The organism is Vibrio sp. 10N.222.48.A3 (genome assembly GCF_041475345.1).
GTDB classification, from domain to species: domain Bacteria; phylum Pseudomonadota; class Gammaproteobacteria; order Enterobacterales; family Vibrionaceae; genus Vibrio; species Vibrio tasmaniensis_A.
This window is the reverse complement of sequence record NZ_JBFRVX010001032.1, coordinates 1-1,164: the sequence shown is the minus strand read 5'-3', so window position 1 is coordinate 1,164 and position 1,164 is coordinate 1. Positions and strand designations below refer to the sequence as shown.

Annotated in this window: 2 protein-coding genes; both read left to right on the top strand. The window is 40.1% G+C overall.

Annotated elements, in window-relative coordinates; translation table 11 throughout:
- The first annotated feature begins 288 nt into the window (after nucleotides 1–288).
- Nucleotides 289–933 (top strand): UvrY/SirA/GacA family response regulator transcription factor, encoded by a 645-nt coding sequence (gene uvrY / locus AB4653_RS23305; RefSeq protein WP_004729778.1) that lies wholly within the window; start codon nucleotides 289–291, stop codon nucleotides 931–933.
- A gap of 15 nt (nucleotides 934–948) precedes the next feature.
- Nucleotides 949–1,164: GIY-YIG nuclease family protein (locus AB4653_RS23300; protein WP_372105431.1), on the top strand; the 216-nt coding region annotated here is incomplete at its 3' end.

The window sequence follows — 1,164 nt, the reverse complement described above, 5'->3', positions numbered from 1 at the left end:
CGCGAATGGCTATTCAATGGTATTGAAAATATCTTTATCTTGTGTAATTTTATTGGGTGTTGTTTTAACTGGTTGATTTTTAGAAAAAGCTTGTTGTTTTAGTTGGCTTATTTGTTAATAAGTACTTGCTAAAGTTCGTGTTTCAGCACATATTCAACAGAGCTTTTTTTTAGTAATTAAGTTAAGATGTACTCAATGCTGCGATTCACTGTTCCTTTGTTCAATTGTTTCAAACAGATGAAATGACACAGTGGTTGCAGAGCCAATTAATAGTGTGGAGATACAAGTTTGATAAATGTTTTCCTTGTAGATGATCACGAGCTGGTTCGCACAGGGATACGACGTATTATTGAAGACGTCCGTGGAATGAACGTAGCAGGGGAAGCTGAAAGCGGTGAAGATGCTGCAAAATGGTGTCGTACTAACAATACTGACGTTATTTTGATGGATATGAATATGCCTGGTATTGGTGGCTTAGAAGCAACCAAGAAAATCTTGCGTTTCAACCCTGATGTTAAAATCATCGTTTTAACTGTTCATACGGAAAATCCGTTTCCAACTAAAGTGATGCAAGCTGGAGCTGCTGGTTACCTTACTAAAGGGGCAGGTCCGGATGAAATGGTAAATGCAATTCGAGTGGTTAATAGTGGCCAACGATACATTTCGCCAGAAATTGCGCAGCAGATGGCTTTGAGCCAATTCTCGCCTGCGTCTGAAAATCCATTCGCAGACTTATCTGAACGTGAACTTCAAATCATGATGATGATTACCAAAGGTCAGAAAGTGACGGATATTTCAGAACAACTCAATCTAAGTCCTAAAACAGTCAACAGTTACCGCTACCGCTTGTTCAGTAAGCTGGATATCAGTGGCGATGTAGAGCTGACGCATTTAGCGATTAGACATGGAATGTTAGACACTGAGACCCTTTAACACTGAGATCGTATAGTGACCAACTTGTTTGACTCAGTCTCATTCCTCAAGACAGTAACAGAGCAGCCCGGCGTTTATCGAATGTATAACGCCGAGGCTGTTGTTATTTACGTCGGTAAAGCTAAGAACCTCAAAAAACGCCTTTCCAGTTATTTCCGTAAAAAAGTCGACAGTGAAAAAACACGCGCTTTAGTCAGCAATATTGACAAGATCGATGTCACTGTAACGCAC